The sequence below is a fragment of the Actinomadura kijaniata genome, from assembly GCF_014138665.1.
In the GTDB taxonomy this organism is placed as follows: domain Bacteria; phylum Actinomycetota; class Actinomycetes; order Streptosporangiales; family Streptosporangiaceae; genus Spirillospora; species Spirillospora kijaniata.
Genome location: NZ_JACJIA010000007.1, coordinates 294,374 through 311,021 on the forward strand (window position 1 = coordinate 294,374; position 16,648 = coordinate 311,021).

16 protein-coding genes are annotated in these 16,648 nt (G+C 72.8%); 10 read left to right on the forward strand and 6 right to left on the reverse strand.

All coding sequences use genetic code 11. From position 1 onward, the window contains the following. Window positions 1–57: 57 nt before the first annotated feature. Together HNR61_RS26620 and HNR61_RS26625 are read right to left on the reverse strand one after the other, a co-directional pair. Window positions 58–1,650: a phenylacetate--CoA ligase family protein gene (locus tag HNR61_RS26620; RefSeq protein WP_182845916.1), complete on the reverse strand. Its 1,593-nt coding sequence runs from the start codon at window positions 1,648–1,650 to the stop codon at window positions 58–60. Further along, on the reverse strand, window positions 1,647–3,158 hold the full coding sequence (locus HNR61_RS26625; protein ID WP_182845917.1) for a pyridoxal phosphate-dependent decarboxylase family protein: 1,512 nt from the start codon (window positions 3,156–3,158) through the stop codon (window positions 1,647–1,649). Before HNR61_RS26625 ends, HNR61_RS26620 begins: the two co-directional genes overlap by 4 nt. A 653-nt stretch (window positions 3,159–3,811) precedes the next feature. Here HNR61_RS26625 and dnaE point away from each other — a divergent pair. After that, window positions 3,812–7,342 (forward strand): DNA polymerase III subunit alpha, encoded by a 3,531-nt coding sequence (gene dnaE, locus HNR61_RS26630; protein WP_182845918.1) that lies wholly within the window; start codon window positions 3,812–3,814, stop codon window positions 7,340–7,342. Between the two features lie 64 nt (window positions 7,343–7,406). Here dnaE and HNR61_RS26635 read toward each other — a convergent pair whose 3' ends face one another. Both HNR61_RS26635 and HNR61_RS26640 read right to left on the reverse strand, forming a co-directional pair. Further along, window positions 7,407–8,306, reverse strand: coding sequence for an LLM class flavin-dependent oxidoreductase (locus HNR61_RS26635; protein ID WP_182845919.1), 900 nt, complete (start codon window positions 8,304–8,306; stop codon window positions 7,407–7,409). Between the two features lie 105 nt (window positions 8,307–8,411). Continuing rightward, a complete protein-coding gene (locus tag HNR61_RS26640) occupies window positions 8,412–9,125 on the reverse strand; it encodes a DUF6882 domain-containing protein (protein ID WP_182845920.1) in 714 nt (237 codons plus the stop codon). A gap of 167 nt (window positions 9,126–9,292) precedes the next feature. On the opposite strand from HNR61_RS26640, the gene HNR61_RS26645 reads away from it, so the two are divergent. Further along, window positions 9,293–9,895, forward strand: coding sequence for a hypothetical protein (locus HNR61_RS26645; RefSeq protein WP_312898110.1), 603 nt, complete (start codon window positions 9,293–9,295; stop codon window positions 9,893–9,895). On the opposite strand, the gene ybaK is transcribed toward HNR61_RS26645, so the two are convergent. Beyond that, entirely contained in the window at window positions 9,779–10,288 is a 510-nt protein-coding gene (gene ybaK / locus HNR61_RS26650) for a Cys-tRNA(Pro) deacylase (RefSeq protein WP_182845921.1), read from the reverse strand. The two genes, HNR61_RS26645 and ybaK, sit on opposite strands and share 117 nt — an antisense overlap. Before the next feature lie 53 nt (window positions 10,289–10,341). Then, window positions 10,342–11,004, reverse strand: a complete 663-nt coding sequence (locus HNR61_RS26655; RefSeq protein WP_182845922.1) for an LON peptidase substrate-binding domain-containing protein — start codon at window positions 11,002–11,004, stop codon at window positions 10,342–10,344. Window positions 11,005–11,256: 252 nt separating this feature from the next. Between HNR61_RS26655 and HNR61_RS26660 the strand changes: the two genes are divergently transcribed. The 8 genes from HNR61_RS26660 (at window position 11,257) to HNR61_RS26695 (ending at window position 16,615) form a co-directional block, all read left to right on the forward strand. After that, on the forward strand, window positions 11,257–11,430 hold the full coding sequence (locus HNR61_RS26660) for a hypothetical protein (protein ID WP_182845923.1): 174 nt from the start codon (window positions 11,257–11,259) through the stop codon (window positions 11,428–11,430). 40 nt (window positions 11,431–11,470) lie between these two features. After that, the gene (locus HNR61_RS26665) at window positions 11,471–12,283 is read left to right on the forward strand and encodes a PhzF family protein (protein WP_182845924.1); all 813 of its coding nucleotides are present in this window, start codon (window positions 11,471–11,473) and stop codon (window positions 12,281–12,283) included. 88 nt (window positions 12,284–12,371) lie between these two features. After that, the gene (gene hisD / locus HNR61_RS26670; RefSeq protein ID WP_182845925.1) at window positions 12,372–13,703 is read left to right on the forward strand and encodes a histidinol dehydrogenase; all 1,332 of its coding nucleotides are present in this window, start codon (window positions 12,372–12,374) and stop codon (window positions 13,701–13,703) included. Then, window positions 13,700–14,788, forward strand: a complete 1,089-nt coding sequence (locus HNR61_RS26675) for a histidinol-phosphate transaminase (RefSeq protein ID WP_182845926.1) — start codon at window positions 13,700–13,702, stop codon at window positions 14,786–14,788. The genes hisD and HNR61_RS26675 overlap by 4 nt, the downstream gene beginning before the upstream one ends. Window positions 14,789–14,858: 70 nt before the next feature. Next, complete coding sequence (gene hisB, locus HNR61_RS26680; protein ID WP_182845927.1) at window positions 14,859–15,452, forward strand: imidazoleglycerol-phosphate dehydratase HisB; 594 nt, start codon at window positions 14,859–14,861, stop codon at window positions 15,450–15,452. Between the two features lie 2 nt (window positions 15,453–15,454). Then, window positions 15,455–15,625 (forward strand): CG2302 family histidine operon protein, encoded by a 171-nt coding sequence (locus HNR61_RS26685; protein WP_169814086.1) that lies wholly within the window; start codon window positions 15,455–15,457, stop codon window positions 15,623–15,625. Further along, complete coding sequence (hisH, locus tag HNR61_RS26690; protein ID WP_182845928.1) at window positions 15,622–16,266, forward strand: imidazole glycerol phosphate synthase subunit HisH; 645 nt, start codon at window positions 15,622–15,624, stop codon at window positions 16,264–16,266. The genes HNR61_RS26685 and hisH overlap by 4 nt, the downstream gene beginning before the upstream one ends. A gap of 10 nt (window positions 16,267–16,276) precedes the next feature. Further along, the gene (locus HNR61_RS26695) at window positions 16,277–16,615 is read left to right on the forward strand and encodes a hypothetical protein (RefSeq protein ID WP_182845929.1); all 339 of its coding nucleotides are present in this window, start codon (window positions 16,277–16,279) and stop codon (window positions 16,613–16,615) included. Window positions 16,616–16,648: the final 33 nt, after the last annotated feature.

A 16,648-nucleotide genomic window follows, 5' to 3' on the forward strand; every position in this document is an offset into this window, starting at 1 on the left:
GACTGCGGGGACGCGGGGCGGCGCGGCGGGCCGCGGGGGCCGTGCGGGCGGGCCACCTCAGGTCCGGTCCCGGACGAGCGGGACCTTGCCGACGGCGGTGCGCTCGATCTCGGCGGAGTCGCGCGGCACGAACGCCAGCCGGAAGTCGTAGCCGCTCCGCTCGACGGACTCGGGGGTGGCCTCGCGGTCGTTGAACAGCGACAGCGCGCGCGGCAGCGCCCGGGCGAACAGGCCGCGCGCCCCGGCCGCGCCGAGGGCCGCCTCCACCGCGCCGGCCAGGTGGTCGGCGTCGTCGACCGCCACCAGCAGGGAGAGGGCCCGGCCCTCGCGGTGGTTGACGAACTGGACGTCGTGGGCGACGTGGTCCAGGTCGACGCCGCTCGCGGCCAGCAGCTCGGCCCGCAGCGCCCCGCAGGCGAGCACCGCCGAGTACTGGCTGTCGCCCAGGTGCAGCACGTCGCCGGTGCGGCCCGCGAACTCGAACCGCCCGGTCCGCAGGCCCGGCCCGTCCAGCGGGGACCGGCGGACCACCCGGTCGCCGAGCTTGAGCCGCAGCAGCGGAGCCTCGTTGGCGTGCAGCCGGGTGACGACCAGCTCGCCCTCCTCGCCCTCGGCGACGGCCCGGCCGTTCTCGTCGACGATCTCGACCAGGTGCAGGCCCGGCACGACGGCCAGCTCGGGGGAGGTGTGGTCGAGCTGGAGGCCGACGCACTCGGCCTGGGTGGCGGCGAAGTAGGACAGGACCGACACGTTGGGGTAGACCGCGCGCAGCTCGGCGCGTTTGCGCTGGGGCAGCAGGCCGCTGCCGTACATCGCGACCCGGAAGCTCTCGCGGGCGTGCGCGGGCATGTCCGCGCCCAGCTCGGCCAGCAGCGCGATGCCCGCCGTGATGCCCATCAGCGCCTTGGGGCCGGGGTAGGAGAACATGTGCTCCAGCACCGGCGCGGTGACCGGGCCGGCACCGATGTAGTTGACGCCCGGCACGTGCGCCAGCACGCCGCCGACCATGGTGCCGCTGCTCCACATCTGGTAGTCGGCCAGCGTGGTGAACAGCCATCTCGGGTCGGTGCCGCGCAGGTAGCGGCCGAGCTGGTAGGCGCCCATGAACGCGCCCGCGATCCGGTAGGTGTCGCGCAGCTCGCGCAGCGAGTAGACGATCTCCAGGGGCATGCCGTCGCTGGTGCCGCCGCTGGCCACCACCTCGAAGCCGCCCTGGTCGATCGGCACGACCATGCCCGCCCGCGCGCCCATGAACATGTCGCGCTGCACGGTCTTGTCCGACAGCGGGATCCGCTCCCACTCGGAGTAGCCGGCGGGCGCCTCGGTGACGCCGAAGTAGTGCAGGCGCTCCCGCCACAGCGGGTTGAGCAGCGCGATGTTGACGACCTGCTGGAGGCGCCGCAGCACCAGCGCGTCCTGGAGGTGGTGCGGGGCCGCGCAGTAGGGGACGCCCGCCATCCGCCCGCACCTTTCCAGCTTGTCGGCGAACGGGGGCAGCGCCGCCACCTCGTCGACCGAGCGGGGCCGCAGCTCCCCCTCGGGGATCAGCCGTTCGGCCAGCGCCCTCGCCGCGGCGCGGTCCGCGCCGTTCGCGGCGCCGTTCGGGTGGGCCGGGTGCCCTGCGGCCGCCGGCATCGTCGTCAGCGTCATCGGGGACTCCTCTCCGCGCGGGGGCCGGGGGCCGCCGCCTCCTCGCGCAGCACGCGCTGCCCGGTCGTCCTGATCTCGGTGATGAGCTGGGCCAGGTGCGCGGTGCCGATCCGGTGGTTCATCAGCACCACCCGCAGCGCGGCCACGCCGCCGACGTCGACCTTGGAGACGAAGAAGCGGCCGTCGCCGCGCAGCCGGTGGCGGACGGCCAGCTGGAGACGGTGCAGGGCGGACGGCTCCAGGTCGGCCGGGCGGTACCGGAAGCACAGGATGTTGGCCTCCGGCTCGTGCAGGACGTCGAAGTCCGGTTCTGCCCGCAGCATCCGGAAGGCGTGCCGGGTCGTCGCGCACAGCCGGTCGATCTTCCGCTCGAACAGGGCGGGGCCGTACACCGCCCAGAGCGTCCACAGCGGCATGATCATCGGGCGTTTGGTGCACTCGAAGTTCTGGTCGCCGCTGTCGAGGGCGCTGTAGACGTCGGGTTCCTCGTCGAAGACGTAGCTGGCGCCCCGCCCGCCCGGCGGCCGCCCGAACGCACCGCGCGCCGCCGCGCCGTCGCGGTAGAACAGCAGCGTGCAGGGGGCCGGGACGAACAGCATCTTGTGCGCGTCCCAGGCCAGCGAGTCGGCGTGCTCGATCCCGCGCAGCCGGTCGCGGTGCCGCCGCGACACCAGCAGGCTCGCGCCGTGCGCGCCGTCCACGTGCAGCCAGATCCCGCGCGGCCGGGTCACCGCGGCCAGCTCGGCGAGCGGGTCGAACGCGCCCATCGAGGTGGTCCCGGCGGAGGCGACCAGGCAGAACACCCGCAGGCCGCGGCGGTGGGCGGCGTCCAGGGCGGGGGCCACCCGGTCGGCGCGCACCCGCCCGGACCGGTCCACCGGCAGCCGGACGATCTGGCGTTCGCCGACGCCCAGCACCCCGGCGGCCCGGGTCACGCTGTAGTGGACCTCCTCGCTGACCGCGACGGCGGGGATCCCGTCCCGGACGCCGGCGGCGCCGCCCGCCAGCATCCCCGGGAACGCGCGGTTGCGGGCGGCCAGCAGGGCGGTGAGGTTGGCCAGCGAGCCGCCGGAGGTGGTGACCATGGCGAGCCGGCCGGGGTCCCAGCCGATGAGGCGGCCCAGCTCCTCGGCCATGAGGCGTTCGGCCACGTTGGGGAGCTGGCCCGCCTCGTAGAACGTGGACGGCTGGTTGACCACCGAGCTGACCAGGTCGACCAGGCCCGCCAGCGGCACCACGCCGGAGAACTGCCGGCCCATGTAGCCGGGCGAGTACACGTGGATCCCGGTGCCGGTGTACAGGTCGACGATCTGGTTCAGCCGGTCGGCGTCGAAGTCGGCGATCCGGTCGCGTTCGGTCGTCATCAGGCCCCGGGCGGCCTTGGTCAGCACCGCCGGATCGACGAGGTCCAGGCCCCGGGTCGAGCGGTCGGCGAGATATCGCTCCAGTCTGGGGGCGATATTCGAAATGTTCTCGCGAAAACGCTCCGGATCGAAGACCGACGCCATGTCGGAGCCGGTCGAAGGACGGCCGCCGGAATCCGGCGGGAAGATGGCGAGGTTCTGAACTTCGGGAGAAGGACGTGTCACGAGCGAGGTTCCTCTCGCTGACGTGGTGGGCGTGAATGTGGAGGCAGCGGAATCTTAGGCAGGTTGACAGTGAGCTTTACAGACGTTGACCAACTAAGGACGAGGCACGGGTATTGGGGTGCGCGCTAATGTCGTCCAATGGCGGCGAATTTCATTTGGTGAACACCAACGAAAGCGGCGAATCGGGCATGAGGGGCTCCGTGGCGGGCGTGCCGGAGGCTCGCCTCTGCCAGGTTGCCGATTTCCGGTCATGCCGCATCGGGCGGTTAGTTGCTTTTGGTGGCGCCCGCGCCAGGGTTCCCCTTGATGGGCACCGTGTGTTACAGAGCGAACGCGCGCCGTCACGAAAGGAGCGCGTCCGCCCGTTGGCGGCGTGTGGTGCGGAAGGGGCGCAACGGGCGTCGGAGTGTCCGGGCGCGGGCTGTCGGTGCGGCGCGTTAGGCTCTCAGAGCCGCGTCATCCCGGAGGTAGGGCCAGGGTGGCGATCTTCCCCCGGGACCGGACCCAGCCGCCACGCGCCACACGGCGCGTGGGCGCTCAGCATGCTCAGCTCAGTAGGAGGCCAGGCAGTCGTGGCGGACTCGTTCGTTCATCTCCATGTGCATACCGAGTACTCCATGCTCGACGGGGCCGCTCGGTTGAAGCAGATGTTCGAAGAGGTCAGCCGGCAGAGGATGCCGGCGATCGCGATGACCGACCACGGCAACATGCACGGCGCCTACGACTTCCACCGGCAGGCGACGGCCGCCGGGATCACCCCGATCATCGGCATCGAGGCGTACATGGCCCCCGAGTCCCGCTTCCACAAGAAGAAGGTGACCTGGGGCGAGCCCAGCCAGAAGCGCGACGACGTCTCCGGCGGCGGCCTCATCAACCACAAGACGATCTGGGCGCGGGACAAGCAGGGCCTGCACAACCTGTTCAAGCTGTCGAGCCGCTCCTACATGGAGGGCTTCGTCTTCAAGTACGCCCGCATGGACGAGGAGCTGCTGGCCGAGCACTCGGCGGGCCTGATGGCCACCACCGGCTGCCCCTCGGGCAAGATCCAGACGCGGCTGCGGCTCGGGCAGTTCGACGAGGCGCTCAAGGCCGCCGCCGCCTTCCAGGACATCTTCGGCAAGGAGAACTACTTCCTGGAGCTGATGGACCACGGCCTGGAGATCGAACGCCGGGTCCGCGACGGCCTGGTCGAGATCGGCAAGAGGCTGAACATCCCGCCGGTGGTCACCAACGACTCGCACTACACCCACGAGTCCGAGGCCACCGCGCACGACGCGCTGCTGTGCGTGCAGGTCGGCAAGCAGCTGGCCGACCCCGACCGGTTCCGGTTCGACGGCAGCGGCTACTACATCAAGACCGCCGACGAGATGCGGTCGATCGACACCTCCGACATCTGGGCCGAGGGCTGCCGGAACACCCTGCTGATCGCCGAGAAGGTCGATCCGGCGGGGATGTTCGAGTACCGCAACCTCATGCCCAAGTTCCCGGTGCCCGAGGGGGAGACCGAGGAGTCCTGGTTCCGCCAGGAAGTGTGGCGGGGCATGGAGCGGCGCTTCCCCGACGGGTACGACGAGGAGCACCGCAAGCAGGCCGAGTACGAGATGGACATCATCTGCCAGATGGGGTTCCCCTCGTACTTCCTGGTCGTGGCGGACTTCATCATGTGGTCCAAGAACAACGGCATCGCCGTGGGCCCGGGCCGCGGCTCGGCCGCCGGGTCGCTGGTCGCCTACGCCCTCGGCATCACCGACCTGGACCCGCTGCCGCACGGTCTGATCTTCGAGCGGTTCCTCAACCCCGAGCGCGTGTCCATGCCCGACATCGACGTGGACTTCGACGAAGCCGGGCGCGCCGAGGCGATCAAGTACACCACCGAGCGGTGGGGCTCGGACAAGGTCGCGATGATCGCCACGTTCGGCACCATCAAGGCGAAGGCGGCCGTGAAGGACGCCGGCCGCGTCCTGGGCTTCCCCTACGCGCTGGGCGACCGGATCTCCAAGGCGTTCCCGCCCGCCGTGATGGGCAAGGACATCCCGCTGTCGGGCATCTTCGACGACAAGCACCCGCGCTACAACGAGGCCGGCGAGCTGCGCAAGCTCTACGAGGAGGACCCCGACGTCAAGCAGGTCCTCGACCTGGCGCAGGGCCTGGAGGGCCTGATCCGGCAGACCGGCGTGCACGCCGCCGGCGTGATCATGTCGGCGGAGCCGCTGACCGACCACATCCCGATCATGCGCCGGGACGCCGACGGGGCGATCATCACGCAGTTCGACTACCCGACCTGCGAGACGCTCGGCCTGCTCAAGATGGACTTCCTCGGCCTGCGCAACCTGACGATCATGCAGGACGCGCTGCGGTACATCGAGCAGAACAAGAACGAGAAGATCGACCTGCTCGAACTGCCGCTGGACAACCGCAAGGCCTACGAGCTGCTGGCGCGCGGCGACACCCTCGGCATCTTCCAGCTGGACGGCGGCGGCATGCGCTCGCTGCTGCGGCTGATGAAGCCCGACAACTTCGAGGACATCTCCGCGGCCCTCGCGCTGTACCGGCCGGGCCCCATGGGCGCCAACTCCCACACCAACTACGCGCTCCGCAAGAACGGCCAGCAGGAGATCACCCCGATCCACCCCGAGCTGGAGGAGCCGCTCCGGGACATCCTCGACACGACCCACGGCCTGATCGTGTACCAGGAGCAGGTCATGGCCATCGCGCAGAAGCTGGCGGGCTACTCGCTCGGCAAGGCGGACCTGCTGCGCCGCGCGATGGGCAAGAAGAAGAAGGAGGTCCTGGACGCCGAGTTCAAGCCGTTCAGCGAGGGCATGCGGGCCAACGGCTACTCCGACCAGGCGATCAAGACGCTGTGGGACATCCTGGTCCCCTTCTCCGACTACGCGTTCAACAAGGCGCACACCGCCGGGTACGGCCTGGTGTCGTACTGGACCGCCTACCTGAAGGCCAACTACCCGGCCGAGTACATGGCGGCGCTGCTGACCTCCGTCGGCGACGACAAGGACAAGAGCGCCCTGTACCTGAACGAGTGCCGCCGCATGGGCCTGAAGGTGCTGCCGCCGGACGTCAACACCTCCAACGCCGACTTCACCCCGATGGGGGACACCGAGATCCGCTTCGGCCTGTCGGCGGTCCGCAACGTCGGCACCAACGTCGTCGACGGCATCGTGCAGGCGCGCAGGGAGAAGGGCGCCTACGTCGACTTCAACGACTTCCTCAACAAGGTCCCCTCGCAGGTCTGCAACAAGCGCACCATCGAGTCGCTGATCAAGGCGGGCGCGTTCGACGAGCTCGGCCACCAGCGCAAGGCGCTGGTGATGGTGCACGAGCAGGCGATCGACTCGGTCATCGACATCAAGCGCAAGGAGGCGGTCGGCCAGGACTCGCTGTTCGGGGCGCTGGAGGACGACGGCGGGCCGGACGCGTTCGCGGTCACCATCCCCGAGAACGAGGAGTGGGAGAAGGCCACCCTGCTGTCGTTCGAGCGGGAGATGCTCGGCCTGTACGTCTCCGACCACCCGCTGCTCGGCATCGAGCACATCCTGGAGCGCGAGGCCGACGCCCAGATCGCGGCGCTGAGCCAGGGCGAGCGCCCCGACGGGCAGGTCGTGACCGTCGCGGGCCTGCTGTCGGGCCTCCAGCGCAAGGTCACCAAGACCGGCAACTCCTGGGCGATGTTCAGCCTGGAGGACCTGTCGGGTGTGATCGAGGTGATGTGCTTCCCGTCGTCCTACCAGCTGTGCTCGACGCTGCTGGCCGAGGACGCGGTGCTGGTGGTGAAGGGCCGGCTGGACCGGCGCGAGGACGTCGCCAAGATCATCGCGATGGAGGTCACCCAGCCGGACCTGACGATCACCGACGCGACCGGCCCGGTGGCGGTGCAGCTGCCGCTGAGCCGCTGCACGCCGCCGGTGGTCAAGGGCCTGAAGGAGGTGCTGGTCTCGCACCCGGGCACCTCGGAGGTCCACCTGCACCTGCAGAACGGCCCCCGCACCACCGTGGTGCGGCTGGACGACCGCCTGCGGGTGGCCCCGTCCCCGGCGCTGATGGGCGATCTCAAGCAGCTGCTGGGCCCCTCCTGCCTGGTGTAGCGGCCCCGCCTGCAGGGGACCGTCGATCCGGCCGCGCGGACGCGTTCCGCGCGGCCGTCCGCGTTCAGGAGGCGCCGAGCAGCTCGCGGGTGGCGGGGACGACCTCCTCGGCCCAGCGCCGCACCTGGGTCTCGTCGGCGTGCTCGGGCCAGTACACGAACGCGTCGAAGCCGGTCTCGGCGGCCAGGTCCGCCAGCACCCGCGCCCAGCCCGCCGCGTCGGTGCGGATCGGCTCCTCGCCCTCCAGCCGGACCCGGCCGGGCCCGGCGGTGACGTCGCCGACCAGCTGCGCCATGCGCGTGATCGCGGCCGGGTCGCGGCCGGCCTCGGCGGCGGCGCCGGTGATGATGTCCTGCGACTCGCGCCACTTCTCGTAGGGCAGGTAGTGGGGGATGGGCGCGGCCCAGCCGTCGGCGAGGCGGCCGGTGAGGGCGTGGGCGCGCGGGCCGACGCTGCCGTACCAGATCCCGATCTCGTGGGCGGGCGCCGGCCCGGCGTGGACGCCCTTGACGGTGTAGTGCTCGCCGGTGACCCGCACGGTCTCCCCGGCCCGCCACATCGCCCGGATGATCTCGGTGGCCTCCGCCAGCGCGCGCAGCGCCTCGGGGTTGGTGCGGGAGGGGCCGCCCATGGCGGCGATCGCGGGCCAGAACGCGCCCGCGCCCAGCGCCAGCTCGAACCGGCCGCCGCTCAGCAGGTCCAGGGTGGCGGACTGCTTGGCCAGCACGCCGGGCCCGCGCATCGGGAGGCTGGCGACGTCGGGGAACACGCGCAGCCGCTCGGTCTCGGCCAGCACGGTCGCCATGACGGAGAAGGTGTCGGCGAGCCCGGCGGCGTAGGGGTGGTCCTGGACGCCGAGCAGGTCCAGCCCGGAACGGTCGGCCTGGCGGGCCAGGGCGCGGAAGGTGCCGAGGGTGGCCGCCTCGGGGGCGAGCTGGATGCCGAAGGTGTGGGTGGTCGTCATGCCGCCGACGTTAGCGATCAAGGTGGGGCGGCGAATCCGTGAGGGTACGGGCGGTGGACCCGCGGATACGGGGGCCCGCGCGGGTCCGGATCGGGGATCCGCGGGTCAGGGACCGGTGGGGGAGAGCCCGGCGGGGCTGAGCTCGGCCTCCCAGTCCAGGAAGCGGCCCAGGGCGTCGAAGTGGGCGCGGGCGGTGCCGCCGCCGGGCAGCGGGACCTCGGTGACGCCGTCGGTCTCCCGGTAGGGGACCCGGTGGTGGCTGAGCAGCCGGGCCAGGGTGAGGCGCGGGTCGCGGGGGAAGAGGCTGGCGGCGTTCATCAGCAGCCGGGGCACCGGGACCGGGTCCCAGACGGCGGGCGGCGCCTGCGGGTCGTCGACGTGCAGGTAGGCCGAGCCGCCGTCGTAGCCCGCGCCGATGTACCCGCCGCCGCCGAGCACCCCGCCCGCGGCCATCGCGACCAGCTCGCCGCCGTGCCCGGCCGGTCCGGTGTACCAGCCGAGGTCGATCTCGGGGGTGGTGAACTCGGGGATGCCCAGCCGCTCGCCCAGCTCGCGGATCCGCAGGGTGGGGGCGACGGCGGGGTGGTCGTCGCCGAACTGCGGGTTGGCCCAGCCCCACAGCCAGGTGCGCTCGCGGGCGGCGTAGCTGCCCAGCAGCGACACCCGCACCGTGACGCCGCCGCTGGCGTAGCTGCGGGCGGTCAGGTCGGCGCTCCAGTCCTCGCGCGGCAGGAACTCGGCCAGGGTCTCCTGCTGCTGGAGGACGACCGCGGCGAGGGCGGCGCCGAGGCGTTCGAAGGCGGACGAGAAACCGGACATGTCGCGCACATTATCCCAACAAACGGGCCGCTCGGGGGCGAGAATCGGGCAGCCGGTGGTGGTCGATCGGCTGACCTGGGCGGGCTAGTCTTTCGCTGGCGGAATGGGTTAGTGGACGGCGCGGCGGACGGCGCCGCGGACGGTGACGGCGGGAGGGGCGCGGACAGGTGCGGGGACCGACCGGGAGGGCCTGGGCGACCTGGGCGGTCACCTCGGCCGTCGTGGCGCTGCTGGGCCCGTTCGCGGGACTGGCGTGGGCGGCGCTGTCCCCGAAGGTGACCTATGTCGTGGTGCGCGGCCAGACGCTGCTGGCCGACCCCGAGGGGCAGGGCCCCATCGGGGTGGACGGGCGGTTCGCGCTGATCGGCGCGGTGGCCGGGCTGCTGTGCGGCGCGCTGGCCTACCTGCGCGGCGGGCGCGGCAACGACGTCCCGCTGCTGGCGGGCCTGGCCGTCGGCGGGCTGGCGGCCTCGGCGCTGGCGGCGTTCACCGGTCACCGGATCGGGCTGGCGGCGTTCGAGCGGGCGGTGCGCGCCGCCGCCGAGGGCGCGACGGTGACCGGTGTCGCCGAGCTGCGCGCCACCGGCCTGGCGGTGGTGTGGCCGCTGCTGGCCGTCGGCGCGTACGCGGTGCTGGAGCTGGTGGTCAAGCGCCTACCGGCGGGCGATGTCGGCGAGCCTGCCGTCGGTGAGCCGGACCAGGTCGGCGGGCGCGAGTTCGATCTGGAGGCCGCGCCGACCGGCCGAGACGTAGACGGTGGGGAACGCTGACAGCGACGCGTCCAGCACCGTCGGCAGCCGCTTGCGCTGCCCGAGCGGGCTGATCCCGCCGACGACGTAGCCGGTGGCGCGTTCGGCGTCGCGCGGGTCGGCCATCTGCGCCTTCTTGCCCCCGGCGGCGGCGGCCAGGGCCTTCAGGTCCAGCGTCGCCGACACCGGCACGACCCCCACGGTGAGCCGGCCGTCCACCTCGGCCAGCAGCGTCTTGAACAGCCGCTCGTGCGGGACCCCCAGCGCGTCGGCGGCGGCTTGCCCGTAGGACTCGGCGTCCGGGTCCACCTCGTAGGAGTGCAGGCTGAACCCGACGCGGGCCCTGGTCGCGGCGACGGTGGCGGGCGTGCCCTTCCCCCCGCCGTTCCTGGCGGACTTCGACTTGGCGCTCATGCCCCCAGTCTGCCCGCGACGATCTTGGTTCGCAGGCGAACCCCCGGCGCGGGCTAGTTGGGATGGAACGCCCCGTCGAGGAACTGCCCGGCCGGAACGGTCGGCAGCACCTCCAGCAGCCGGTTCTCCCGCGCCAGCAGGTCGTTCCCGGTCCGCAGCCGCACGGTGGCGTCCTCGGCGGCCAGCAGCCGCTGCTTGTCGTGCTGGTCCAGCACCACCGCCGCCGCGATCAGGTACGACAGCCGCACCGGGTCGCCGGGCAGGTCGACCGGCTCGGCGACCTCGGCGCCCGCCGCCGCCAGCCGGTGCCGGTACAGGTGGAACAGCCGCCGGGCCCGGTGCGCGGCCCGCTCCGGGTCGGCCCCGGCCTCCTCCGGCAGGAACTCCACCTCGCCCCGCAGGTAGGGGCGGCCCCGGTCGACCTCCTTGAGGCGGAACCGGCGGGAGCCGACGGTGACGATGTCGTAGCGCCCGCCGGGGCGCGGGGCGACCTCGCGCAGCTCGGCCACGCAGCCGACCTCGGCGAGACGGCGCGCGGCCTCGTTGCCGACCTCGTGCCCCAGCTCGATGCCGACCACCCCGAACCGGCGCGGCTCGGGACGCTCCAGCAGATCGGCGACCAGCCGGCGGTAGCGGTCCTCGAACAGGTGCAGCGGCAGAACCAGGCCCGGGAACAGCACGGTGCCCAGCGGGAACAGCGGCAGCCGCTCGGTCACGACAGATCCTCGCTCGTGGTCCGGGGCGCGTCCGGCCGCGGGCGCCCTCCCGGACCAGCCTACGTCCCGTTCGATGATCGCAGAATGCCGGATTTGCCACAGTCTGAACGCGGTCACCACCCGAACGGGGCATACCGATGTGGTCACAGTGGGTCAGCTTCCCCCGATCGCGCCCCCGGCCGTCACGCGTCCCGTTACGGTCGTCCCCTACCTGGGAGGTTCGCCTCCCGGAATGAGTGTGGAGAACGCCGTATGTGGCTCAACGTTGTCATTCTCGCCGCGGCGAGCCTGGTGGTCGGGTTCGTCCTCGGCTGGGTCGTGGCCTGCCCGCGCCGCTGGGAGGCGCGCTTCGCCGACCGGCCCGCGCCGCGCGAGGAGACGCCGCCGTTCAGCCGTCTCACCGGTCGCCTCACCGGCCGGGTCTGACGGCCCCGCCGCCGGATGGGCGGCGGCTAGGGTGCCGATCATGAGGATGCTGATCGTCGACGCCTTCACCGACCGCCCGTTCGGCGGCAACCCCGCCGGGGCCTGCCTGCTGGAGGCCCCGGCCGACCCCGCCTGGATGCAGCGGGTCGCCGCGGAGATGCGGCACTCCGAGACCGCCTTCGTCCGGCCCCTGGCCGACGCGGACGCCGACTTCGAGCTGCGCTGGTTCACCCCCGTGGTGGAGGTCGCCCTGTGCGGCCACGCCACCCTGGCCACCGCGCACGCCCTGTACGCCACCGGAACCGTCCCGCCCGACCGCCCCGTCCGGTTCCGGACGCTGCGCAGCGGCGTGCTCACCGTGGCCCGCACCGCCGACGGCGGCCTGGAGATGGACTTCCCCGCCCGCCCGCCGGAACCGGCCCCCGCCCCCGACGGGCTGGCCGAGGCGCTGGGCGCGCCGATCGGCTGGACCGGCCGCAACGCCGAGCAGGACCTGGTCGTCGAGGTCGCCGACGAGCGGACCGTCCGCGGGCTGACCCCCGACGTCGCCGCCCTCGCCCGGATCGACGCCCGCGGCGTGGTCCCCACCGCCGTCGCGGCCCCCGGCCAGGGGTACGACTTCGTCTCCCGGTTCTTCGCCGCCCGCATCCTGGAGGGCGACGGCGAGGATCCGGTGACCGGGTCGGCGCACTGCGCGCTGGCCCCGTTCTGGGCCGCCCGGCTGGGCCGCGACGAGCTGACCGGCTACCAGGCGTCCGCGCGCGGCGGCCTGGTCGGCACCCGGCTGCGCGGCGACCGCGTCCTGCTGTCGGGACGCGCCGTCACCGTCCTGGACGGCACGCTCACGGAGTGACCGGCCGGCCGGCCCGGTGATCGCCACGCCGGTGTCTCGGCAGGTGAGACGATGCGCGGAGGGTGGACACGATCCGTAGACTGGTCGGGTGATTTCCCGTATCGACCTGCGCGGCTCGCTCCCGGGCGACCTGCGCGACGTGCTGCCCCGCGCCGAACTCGACGTCGAGGCCGCCCTGGAGAAGGTGCGGCCGATCTGCGAGGGCGTGCGCCATCGCGGCGCGGCGGCGGTCCGGGAGTACACCAGGGACTTCGACGGCGTGGAGCTGGAGCGCACCCGCGTCCCCGTCGAGGAGATCCACCGTGCGCTGCGCGAGCTGGACCCCGCCGTCCGCGACGCCCTGGAGGAGTCGATCCGCCGGGCCCGCCTGGTCCACCGCGACCAGCGCCGCACCGACACCACGACCCAGGTCGTCCCCGGCGGCAGGGTCACCGAACGCTGGGTCCCGGTGGGCCGCGTCGGCCTGTACGTCCCGGGCGGCCGCGCCGTGTACCCGTCCAGCGTGGTCATGAACGTCGTCCCGGCGCAGGAGGCCGGGGTCGCCTCCCTGGCCGTCACCTCGCCCGCCCAGAAGGAACACGGCGGGCTGCCGCACCCGACGATCCTGGCGGCGTGCGCGCTGCTGGGCGTCGAGGAGGTCCACGCGGCGGGCGGCGCGCAGGCGATCGCGATGTTCGCCTACGGCACCGAGGAGTGCCCGCGCGCCGACCTGGTCACCGGCCCCGGCAACATCTGGGTCGCCGCCGCCAAGCGCCTGCTCAAGGGCGTGATCGGCATCGACTCCGAGGCCGGTCCCACCGAGATCGCGATCCTGGCCGACGACACCGCCGGCCCGGTGCACGTCGCGGCCGACCTGATCAGCCAGGCCGAGCACGACCCGCTGGCCGCCGCCGTGCTGGTCACCGACTCGGTCGCGCTGGCCGACGCGGTGGAGGCCGAGCTGCGCGTCCAGGTCGCCCGCACCCGGCACACCGAACGGATCACCGAGGCCCTCGCCGGACGACAGTCCGGGATCGTGCTGGTGGACGACGTCGAGGCGGGCCTGAAGGTCGTGGACGCCTACGCCGCCGAGCACCTGGAGATCCAGACCGCCGACGCCGCCGCGGTCGCCGCCCGCGTCCGCAACGCCGGAGCGATCTTCGTCGGCCCGCACGCGCCGGTCTCGCTGGGCGACTACCTGGCCGGGTCCAACCACGTGCTGCCCACCGGCGGCTGCGCCTGCCACTCCTCGGGCCTGTCGGTCCAGTCGTTCCTGCGCGGCATCCACGTCGTGGAGTACGACGAGCAGGCCCTCGCCGAGGCCACCGCCCGCGTGGTGGTGCTCGCCGAGGCCGAGGACCTGCCCGCCCACGGCGCGGCCCTGAAGGCCCGCTTCGACTGGCAGGTCCCGGCGCCGGCGGAGGAGGCACCGCGGTCATGACCTCTCTGGAAGATCTGCCCATCCGGGACGATCTCCGCGGGAAGAAGGCCTACGGCGCGCCCCAGCTGGACGTCCCCTACGCCCTCAACACCAACGAGAACCCCTACCCCCCGTCCGACCGCCTGGTGAAGGCCCTCGGCGAGGCGGTCATGGACGTCGCCGGGTCGCTGAACCGCTACCCCGACCGCGACGCCGTCGCGCTGCGCGAGGACCTGGCGGCGTTCCTCGACGCCGACACCCCCGGCGCCGGCCTGACCGCCGGCCGGGTGTGGGCCGCCAACGGCTCCAACGAGATCATCCAGCAGATCCTGCAGGCGTTCGGCGGGCCCGGCCGCACCGCGCTCGGCTTCGAGCCGTCCTACTCGATGCACCCGATCATCACGGAGGTGTCGGGGACCCGCTGGATCGACGCCCACCGCGACGAGGACTTCGGCCTGGAGCCCGGACGCGCCGTCGCGGCGGTGGCCGAGCACCGGCCGGACGTGGTGTTCCTCACGTCCCCGAACAATCCGACCGGCACGGCCCTACCGTTGGAGACGATCGAGGCGGTCCTGGACGCCGCGCCCGGCATGGTCGTGGTGGACGAGGCCTACGGGGAGTTCCGCCGGGAGGGCACGCCGTCGGCGCTGACCCTGCTGGAGGGGCACCCGCGGCTGATCGTCACCCGGACGATGTCGAAGGCGTTCGCGATGGCCGGGACGCGGCTGGGCTACCTGGCCGCCGACCCGGCCGTGATCGAGGCGCTGCTGCTGGTGCGGCTGCCGTACCACCTGTCGGCCGTCACCCAGGCGGTCGCCCGCACCGCCCTGGCGTTCCGCGAGGAGCTGCTGGGCACCGTGGACGCCCTGCGCGCCGAGCGCGACGCGCTGGTGGGGTGGCTGCGCGGCGAGGGGTTCGCGGTGGCCGACTCCGACGCCAACTTCGTGCTGTTCGGGACGTTCCCGGACCGCCGGCAGGTGTGGCAGAGCCTGCTGATCCGCGGCGTGCTGATCCGGGAGGTGGGACCGCCCGAGTGGCTGCGGGTGAGCGTCGGCACCCCGGACGAGATGGCCGCCTTCCGTAACGCTTTGAAGGAGTCCCGCTGAGCGAAGCGAAGCAGGAAACACAGCAGTCGTGCGGCTCGTGCACCGACGAGCCGCCAGGCGAGGAGAGTGCATGAGTCGCAAGGGCAGGGTCGAGCGGGGCACGAAGGAGACGAGCGTCCTCGTCGAGATCGACCTGGACGGGACCGGTGAGGTCGACGTGGCGACCGGCGTGGGGTTCTTCGACCACATGCTGGCCCAGCTCGGCAAGCACGGCTCGTTCGACCTGACCGTCAAGACCACCGGCGACCTGCACATCGACAGCCACCACACCATCGAGGACACCGCCATCGCCCTCGGCCAGGCGTTCCGGCAGGCCCTCGGCGACAAGGTCGGCATCCACCGGTTCGCCGACGCCATGGTGCCCCTGGACGAGGCGCTGGCGCAGGTCGTGGTGGACGTGTCCGGCCGCCCCTACCTGGTGCACTCCGAGCCCGAGGGCATGGCCCCGATGATCGGCCCCGAGTACGACACGACCATGACCCGGCACATCTTCGAGTCGTTCGTGTCGAACGCCCAGGTCGCCCTGCACATCCGCGTGCCCTACGGCCGCAACGCCCACCACATCGTCGAGGCCCAGTTCAAGGCCCTGGCGCGGGCGCTGCGCGACGCGGTCGCGTTCGACCCGAAGGTCCACGGCATCCCCTCCACCAAGGGGGCCCTGTAGCCGTGGAGATCGGCGGAGTCGAACTGAGCTACGCCAACATCCTGCTGTTCGGCCTGGCGGTGTTCCTGCTGATGGGCGTGATCAGCTTCGTCAAGCAGGGACTGAGGATCGCCGCGCTGGTGGTGCTGGTGCTGGCGGCGATGGCGGCGGCCGGGGGAGTGATGTGGGGATGAGCAAGAAGATCGTCATCCTGGACTACGGGTCGGGCAACCTGCGCTCGGCCGAGCGCGCCGTCGCCCGGCACGGCGTGGACGTCACCGTCACCTCCGACTGGGACGCCGCGCTGGACGCCGACGGCCTGGTCGTTCCCGGCGTCGGCGCGTTCGCGGCCTGCATGGCGGGCCTGCGGGCCGTGCGCGGCGAGCAGATCATCGGCCGCCGCCTGGCCGGGGGCCGCCCGGTCCTCGGCATCTGCGTCGGCATGCAGATCCTGTTCGGCAAGGGCGTCGAGCACGGCGTCACCACCGAGGGCTGCGCCGAGTGGCCCGGCACCGTCGAACGCCTCGACGGCGCGGCGGTCCTGCCGCACATGGGCTGGAACACCGTCGACGCCCCCGAGGGCACCCGGCTGTTCGCGGGCATGGACGCGGGCACCCGGTTCTACTTCGTCCACTCCTACGGGGTGCGCCGCTGGGAACTGGAGCCCGATCCCACCGGCCGCCTGACCCCGCCGCTGGTCACCTGGGCCGAGCACGGCGACCGGTTCGTCGCGGCCGTGGAGAACGGCGCGCTGTGCGCCACCCAGTTCCACCCCGAGAAGTCCGGCGACGCCGGGGCCCAGCTTCTCCGGAACTGGCTCGACACCGTCGAATGAGCCTTCCCGGATGAGCAGGGAGCGGGCCCGGCGCCGCGCCGAACGCGAGGCCGCCGCCGCCAGGGCGGCGGCCGAGCAGGCCGCGCGGGACGCCAGGGCCGCCGAACGCCGCCGCCGGCGCGCACGGCTCCTGGCGCTCGTGCCGAAGCCCGTCCGCTACCGGCGGCAGGGCGGGGTGCTCGCGCGGCGCCGCCGCGCCCAGAACCGCGCCGTGCTCGGGGTCTTCCTCGCCGTGCAGGTCGCGGGCTGGATCCTGTGGCCGTCGTGGACGGCGCGGCTGGCGCTGCTGGCCCTGTCGGCGTTCCTCGTCCCGGTGTTCGTCACGCTCGTCTTCGACCGCCGCCGCTGACCCGCACGGCCGCGGCACCTCCGCCACCCGCAT

Coding starts and splice junctions, on each gene's coding strand:
- HNR61_RS26620 (WP_182845916.1), bottom strand. CDS start 1,650: ATGACGCTGACGACGATGCCGGCGGCCGCAGGGCACCCGGCCCACCCG.
- HNR61_RS26660 (WP_182845923.1), top strand. CDS start 11,257: ATGTGGCTCAACGTTGTCATTCTCGCCGCGGCGAGCCTGGTGGTCGGG.
- HNR61_RS26665 (WP_182845924.1), top strand. CDS start 11,471: ATGAGGATGCTGATCGTCGACGCCTTCACCGACCGCCCGTTCGGCGGC.
- ybaK (WP_182845921.1), bottom strand. CDS start 10,288: ATGAGCGCCAAGTCGAAGTCCGCCAGGAACGGCGGGGGGAAGGGCACG.
- HNR61_RS26695 (WP_182845929.1), top strand. CDS start 16,277: ATGAGCAGGGAGCGGGCCCGGCGCCGCGCCGAACGCGAGGCCGCCGCC.
- hisH (WP_182845928.1), top strand. CDS start 15,622: ATGAGCAAGAAGATCGTCATCCTGGACTACGGGTCGGGCAACCTGCGC.
- HNR61_RS26640 (WP_182845920.1), bottom strand. CDS start 9,125: ATGTCCGGTTTCTCGTCCGCCTTCGAACGCCTCGGCGCCGCCCTCGCC.
- HNR61_RS26675 (WP_182845926.1), top strand. CDS start 13,700: ATGACCTCTCTGGAAGATCTGCCCATCCGGGACGATCTCCGCGGGAAG.
- HNR61_RS26625 (WP_182845917.1), bottom strand. CDS start 3,158: ATGGCGTCGGTCTTCGATCCGGAGCGTTTTCGCGAGAACATTTCGAAT.
- hisB (WP_182845927.1), top strand. CDS start 14,859: ATGAGTCGCAAGGGCAGGGTCGAGCGGGGCACGAAGGAGACGAGCGTC.
- HNR61_RS26635 (WP_182845919.1), bottom strand. CDS start 8,306: ATGACGACCACCCACACCTTCGGCATCCAGCTCGCCCCCGAGGCGGCC.